The sequence below is a fragment of the Actinomadura sp. GC306 genome, from assembly GCF_004348665.1.
In the GTDB taxonomy this organism is placed as follows: Bacteria; Actinomycetota; Actinomycetes; order Streptosporangiales; family Streptosporangiaceae; genus Spirillospora.
This window is the reverse complement of sequence record NZ_SMKM01000345.1, coordinates 1-6,218: the sequence shown is the minus strand read 5'-3', so window position 1 is coordinate 6,218 and position 6,218 is coordinate 1. Positions and strand designations below refer to the sequence as shown.

Annotated in this window: 5 protein-coding genes and 1 pseudogene; 3 read left to right on the top strand and 3 right to left on the bottom strand. The window is 75.0% G+C overall.

Features of this window, described 5'->3' with window-relative positions:
• The 3 genes and pseudogenes from E1200_RS34135 to E1200_RS30170 form a co-directional block, all read left to right on the top strand.
• Positions 1-257: pseudogene (locus E1200_RS34135) on the top strand (transcriptional regulator); the annotation flags it as partial.
• 192 nt (positions 258-449) lie between these two features.
• Positions 450-1,283 (top strand): aminodeoxychorismate lyase, encoded by an 834-nt coding sequence (locus E1200_RS30175; RefSeq protein WP_243708949.1) that lies wholly within the window; start codon positions 450-452, stop codon positions 1,281-1,283.
• A 78-nt stretch (positions 1,284-1,361) separates the two neighbouring features.
• Complete coding sequence (locus E1200_RS30170) at positions 1,362-4,082, top strand: alpha-mannosidase (RefSeq protein ID WP_243708947.1); 2,721 nt, start codon at positions 1,362-1,364, stop codon at positions 4,080-4,082.
• On the opposite strand, the gene ppgK is transcribed toward E1200_RS30170, so the two are convergent.
• The 3 genes from ppgK to E1200_RS30155 are packed head-to-tail and all read right to left on the bottom strand — an operon-like array spanning position 4,079 to position 5,970.
• A complete protein-coding gene (gene ppgK, locus E1200_RS30165; RefSeq protein ID WP_131955501.1) occupies positions 4,079-4,843 on the bottom strand; it encodes a polyphosphate--glucose phosphotransferase in 765 nt (254 codons plus the stop codon). The genes E1200_RS30170 and ppgK overlap by 4 nt on opposite strands.
• A gap of 36 nt (positions 4,844-4,879) precedes the next feature.
• Positions 4,880-5,197 (bottom strand): multidrug efflux SMR transporter, encoded by a 318-nt coding sequence (locus E1200_RS30160; RefSeq protein WP_131955499.1) that lies wholly within the window; start codon positions 5,195-5,197, stop codon positions 4,880-4,882.
• A complete protein-coding gene (locus tag E1200_RS30155; protein WP_243708945.1) occupies positions 5,197-5,970 on the bottom strand; it encodes an SDR family oxidoreductase in 774 nt (257 codons plus the stop codon). The genes E1200_RS30160 and E1200_RS30155 overlap by 1 nt, the downstream gene beginning before the upstream one ends.
• Between the last annotated feature and the right edge of the window lie 248 nt (positions 5,971-6,218).

The following is a 6,218-nucleotide window of genomic DNA, read 5'->3' as shown; positions in this document are numbered from 1 at the left end:
CGGCCAAGGGGGAGGAGCGGCTGGCGGCGCTCGGCCTGGATGTGGCGGCGCTGCGCGGGGGACGGCGCCGGTTCGCGTGGGAGTGCCTCGACTGGACGGAGCGGCGCCCGCATCTGAACGGGGCGCTGGGGGCGGCGCTCACGGAGCGGATGATGGAGCTGGGCTGGTTCGTGCGCGGGACGACGCGCCGCGCGCTGGTGGTGACCGAGGCGGGCCATCGGGGGCTCGCGGATTCGTTCGGCTGCGTCCTGGCGTGAACCTGCGGGAAGAACTCGAACCCGTCCGCCGAGGACCGTACTGTGGGGGCGACGGCCGGGTGGAGGCGGAGTCCCGCCGCACCGGACCGGGGGGGGCCGGCCCGCGGTGGCCCGGCATCGCGCGGGCGCGTCCGAGCGGCCCGGCGGCGGCGAACCGGGCCGGAGGCGGCCCGGCATGGGAGGTGGCTTCCGGTGGAGCAGGCCAGGATCTGGCTGAACGGGGAACTGCTCGAACCCGAGCGGGCGGTGGTGTCGGTGTTCGACCACGGCATGCTCGTCGGCGACGGGATCTTCGAGACGGTGAAGGCGGCGAACGGGGTGCCGTTCGCGCTGACGCGGCATCTGCGGCGGCTGGCCCGTTCGGCGGCCGGCCTCGGCCTGCCCGAACCCGACCACGACACCGTCGCCCAGGGGACGCTCGAGGTGCTGGCGGCGGCGCCGAAGTGGCCGCTGGCGCGGATCCGGATCACCTACACGAGCGGTCCCGGCCCGCTGGGCTCGAACCGCGGCGACGCCGGGCCGACCCTGTCGATCATCGTGGGGCCGCAGGACCCGTTCCCGCCGGCCGCGGACGTGACGGTCGTGCCGTGGCCGCGCAACGAGCGCGGCGCGCTGTCCGGCCTCAAGACGACCTCGTACGCGGAGAACGCGCTGGCGCTCGCGTACGCGAAGGAGCGCGGCGGCGGCGAGGCGATCTTCGGCAACCTCGCGGGGAACCTGTGCGAGGGGACGGGCAGCAACATCTTCGTCGTCCTCGGCGGCCGCCTGGTCACGCCGCCGCTGTCGTCCGGCTGCCTGGCCGGGGTGACGCGCGCGCTGACGCTGGAGTGGTTCGGCGGCGAGGAGGAGGACCTCGCGCTGGACGACCTGTACCGTGCCGACGAGGCGTTTCTGACGTCCACGACGCGGGACGTCCAGCCGATCCGGGCCGTGGACGGGACGGTCCTGCCCGCGGCGCCGGGCCCGGTCACCGCGAAGGCGATGGAGGCGTTCGCCGCGCGGTCCGCCGAGCTGATGGACCCCTGACCCGGGAGGTTTTCCCGCCTTGTCCCGTTGGGCACGTAGCCGGTAGGCGGTGGTCCACGAGAACGGGGTGAGCGCGCTGTGCGGGTGAACGCGGACCGGGCACCGGAGATCGTCGTCGTTCCGCACACCCACTGGGACCGCGAGTGGTACCTGCCGTTCCAGCGTTTCCGGCTCCGGCTCGTGTCGCTGCTCGACGGCGTGATCGGCGGCATGGAGGCCGACCGGCGGTGGCGCTTCACGCTGGACGGGCAGATGGCGGCGGTCGACGACTACCTGGAGGTCCGGCCCGAGCAGCGGGACCGGCTCGCCGCGCTCGTCCGGGAGGGGCGGCTCGCGATCGGCCCCTGGCAGATCCTGCACGACGAGTTCCTGTGCTCGGGGGAGAACATCGTCCGCAACCTGGAGACGGGGATGCGCCGCGCCGAGGAGATGGGCGCGGTGATGATGGTCGGCTACCTGCCCGACCAGTTCGGGCATTGCGCGCAGACGCCGCAGATCCTCCGGGGCGCGGGCATCGAGCACGCGTGCGTGTGGCGCGGCGTCCCCGACGCGGTCCGGGCCAGCGCGTTCGCGTGGGAGGCGCCGGACGGCACGGCGATCCGCACCCAGTACCTGCCGGAGGGCGGCTACGGCAACGCCGCGTCGATGTTCGAGGAGTTCCCGGGCGCCGCGCCGGCGCTGCCCGGCCGGGCGGCGGCGTTCGCGGAGTCGATGGGCCGCTGGTATCCGCGCGGCGGCCCGCTGCTGGCCATGTACGGCGCCGACCACACCGCGCCCGCTCCGGACCTCGCCGACCGGATCTCCGAGACCCCGGGCATGCGCATGGAGACCCTCGCCGGCTACTTCGCGGGGCTGGACTCGTCCGTGGCCGGCCTCCCGCGCGTGCGCGGGGAGCTGCGGTCGCACGCGCGGGCCAACATCCTGCCCGGTGTGATCTCCGCGCGCGTCCACCTCAAGGAGGCGATGGGACGCGCCGAGCGGCTGGTCGAGCGGTACGCCGAGCCGCTGGCCGCGCTCTGGTACGCGGGGGACGCGCGCCGGTTCCTCGACCTGGCGTGGCGGCGGCTGATCGAGGTGAGCTGCCACGACTCGGTCACCGGCTGCGGCAGCGACGAGACGGCGGAGCAGGTCGCGGCCCGCATGGCCGAGGCCGGGCAGCTCGGCCGGGCCGTCTGCGACCTCGTCACCGCCGAACGCGCCGCCGCGGTGCCGCTCGGCGCGCATCTGGTCTTCAACCCGTCTCCGGCCGCCCGCACCGGCCTGGTGACGCTGGACGTCCCGTCGGATGGCGAGCCCGGCCTGGTGACCGGAAACGGGCGCCCGGTGCCCGTGCAGACCCTTGAGTCCGCGCCGACCGTGCTGGACGACGCCGTCCATCCGGCGTCCCGCCTGCCGATCCTGCTGGAGCGCATCTACGGGCGGGTGCTGTTCGGGCAGGAGATCCGCGACTGGACGGTGTCCCGGGAGGACCGGACGCTCACCTTCCGCGTGACGGCCCGCGCCGGTGTGCCGTTCGACCTCGGCGCGGTGCGGGATGCGCTGCGCGGCGCGGACGGGGACTGGCGCGTCCGGATCCTCGCCGACCCGCGCCACACCGTCGCCGCGCTCGTGGACGTGCCCGCGCTGGGCCTGGCCACCGTCCGGCCCGTCCCGGCGACGGGCGCCGCGCCGGACGCGCCGGTCGTGGCCGACGGGAAAGCCCTGGACAACGGCCTCCTGCGCGCCCAGGTGAACACCGACGGGACGCTCACCCTGCGCACCCCCTCCGGCGAGGTCATCGAGGGAATCGGGCGGATCGTGGACGGCGGCGACCTCGGCGACACCTACAACCACGCCCCGCCCGCCGCCGACCGCCTCATCGAAGATCCCCTGTCGGTGGACGTGCGGCCCGTCTGGAACGGTCCCCTCGTCGCCGCCCTCGACATCGTCCGGACCTACCGCTGGCCCGCGTCCGGCGACGCGGAGGCCGGCGCCCGCTCCGCCGCCGAGGAGGACGTCACCGTCACCACGCGCGCCGAACTCCGCGCCGGCGAGCCCTTCCTGCGGCTGCGCGTCACGTTCGACAACCGCTGCGAGGACCACCGCGTCCGGCTGCACCTGCCGCTCCCGCGCCGCGCCGCCACGTCGTTCGCCGAGGGGCAGTTCGCGGTGACCGAGCGGGGCCTGACGGCGGAGGGCGGCTTCGGGGAGCGGCCCGTCCCGACGTTCCCGGCGTCGGGGTTCGCCGCCGCCGGGGGGCTCGCGGCCCTGTTGGAGCACGTCACCGAGTACGAGGTCGCCGGCGGCGGGCGGGAGCTGGCGCTGACGCTGCTGCGGTCGGTCGGGCACCTGTCGCGCGACCGCAACGCCTACCGCGACCAGCCCGCCGGGCCGCAGCTGGCGACGCCGCGGGCGCAGTGCCGCGGCGAGCGCACCGCCGGGTTCGCGATCATGCCCTACGCGGGCGGGCGGCCGGGCTCCGCCGTCCTCCAGGCCGCCGAGGCGTACCGGCACGACCTGCTCACCGCCGCCGGATACGGGCACGCCACCGTGCCCGCCGCGCCGTCCCGGGAGGGCGTCGCGATCACCGGCGACGGCGTCGCCATGACGTCCCTGCGCGCCCGCGACGGCTGGATCGAGACCCGGGTCGTCGCGCTGCGGGACGAGCCGTCCACCGCCGTCCTGCGCGGCCCGTTCACCGAGGCGGCCCGCGCCGACCTGCGCGGACGCCCCGGCGAACCGCTCGACGTGCACGACGGCACGGCCACCTTGGACCTGCGCCCGTGGGAGATCGCGACCGTCCGGCTGAGAACGGCCTAGCGCTTGCGGCGGGCCTTCCGCGCGTCGGCCGCCGCCAGCGCCGCGCCGACGATGCCCGCGTGGTTCACCAGCCGCGCCGCGACGATCTCCGCCCGCACGCCCTCGATCAGCGGGAGGAAGCGCTCGGACCGCTTGCTCACCCCGCCGCTCACGATGATCAGCGACGGGGAGAGCAGCGCCTCCAGCCGGCCGATGTAGGTGCTGAGCCGCCCGGCCCACTCCGCCCAGTCGAGCCCCTCCTCCTCGCGGGCCTTCGCCGACGCGCGCAGCTCGGCGTCCTCCCCGCCGATCTCGATGTGCCCGAACTCGGTGTTCGGCACGAGGACGCCGTCGGTGAACAGCGCGCTGCCGATGCCCGTGCCGAGCGTGAGCAGGAGGACGGTGCCCTTCCGGTCGCGGCCCCGGCCGAGCCGCATCTCGGCCAGCCCGGCCGCGTCCGCGTCGTTGAGCAGGGTGACCTCGCGGCCGGTGGCGCCGGCGAGCAGCGACGCCGCGTCCAGCCCGATCCACTGCTTGGACACGTTCGCCGCCGACATCGTCACACCGTCCATCACCACTCCGGGGTAGGTGACGCCGACGGGGCCGTCCCACCCGAAGTGCTCCACGACCTCGGCGACGACCTTCGCGACCGCCTTCGGCCGGGCCGGCCGCGGTGTGGCGACCCGGTAGCGCTCCCGGACGAACGAGCCGTCCGAGAGGTCGACCGGGGCCCCTTTGATCCCCGAACCGCCGATGTCGATCCCCAGCATCACCTTGGTCATGTCCCTACTCTGCCCCAACCGGCGCGGGCGGCGGCCTCAGTTCTCGCCGAGCTGGAGGCCGACCACGCCGATCAGGATGAGCGCCAGGCAGATTAGGCGGGACGGCGAGGTGCTCTCGTTCAGCGCGATGATGCCGACCAGCGCCACGCCGAGCGCGCCCAGGCCGGTGAACACCGCGTACGCCGTGCCGATCGGCAGCTCGCGCAGTGACAGCGTCAGGATCGCGACGCTCAGCAGCGCCACCGCCAGCCCGATCACGGTGGGCCAGAGCCTCGTGAACCCTTCCGACTGCTTAAGGGCCGTCGCCCACACCATCTCCATCAGCGAGGCGACCAGCAGATATATCCAGGCCATCACGCGGTGTATCCCCCGTCGACCGGAATCGACGCACCGGTCACGTAGCCGCCTCCCGGACCCGCCAGGTGCGCGACGGTCGCGGCGACCTCCCGGGGGTGCGCGTACCGGCCGAGCGCGGTGAACCCGCGCTCGACCCCGGCGTCCGCGGATCCGGCGGGGTTCATCTCGGTGTCGGTCGGGCCGGGCTGCACCACGTTCACGGTGATCCCGCGCGGCCCGAGGTCGCGGGCCAGCCCGCGGGTGAGCCCGGTGAGCGCCGCCTTGCTCATCGCGTACAGCGTCCACCCGGGGTAGGGGACGCGCTCGGCGAGGCTGCTGCCGATGTTGACGACGCGCCCGCCCGGCCCGAGGTGGCGGGCCGCGGCCTGCGCCGCGACGAACGCCGCCCGGACGTGGATCGCCAGCGTCCGGTCCAGCTCCTCTGCGACGACCTCCTCCAAGGGGCCGAAGGGTGCGATCCCGGCGTTGTTGACCAGGATGTCGAGGCGGCCGAACGTGGCGGCCGCCTGGTCGACCGCGGCGGCGACGGCCGCGGGGTCGGCGGCGTCCGCGGCGATCGCGAGGCCCCGCCCACCCGCCGCCTCGATGTCGGTGACGACCTCCGCGGCCCGGTCGGCGGCCCGTACGTAGGTCACGGCGACGTCGGCGCCGTCCCGGGCGAGCGCCAGCGCGATCTCCGCGCCGATTCCGCGTCCGCCTCCGGTGACCAGCGCGGCGCGGCCGGCGAGGGCGCCGGTGTCCGGCCCGCCCGCCGTGGTTTGCACCATCATTTCAGCTCCCAAAACGGAGATATTTCCACTTAAAGTGGAGATTATCCGGAGAGCTCTCCGGAAACAAGTCCGCTAGGCTGGGCTGCCGTGCCGAGAGGGGACGGGATGCGGGAACTGCCGGTCGTCCGGACCTACCGCTGGCCCGCGTCCGGCGACGCGGAGGCCGGCGCCCGCTCCGCCGCCGAGGAGGACGTCACCGTCACCACGCGCGCCGAACTCCGCGCCGGCGAGCCCTTCCTGCGGCTGCG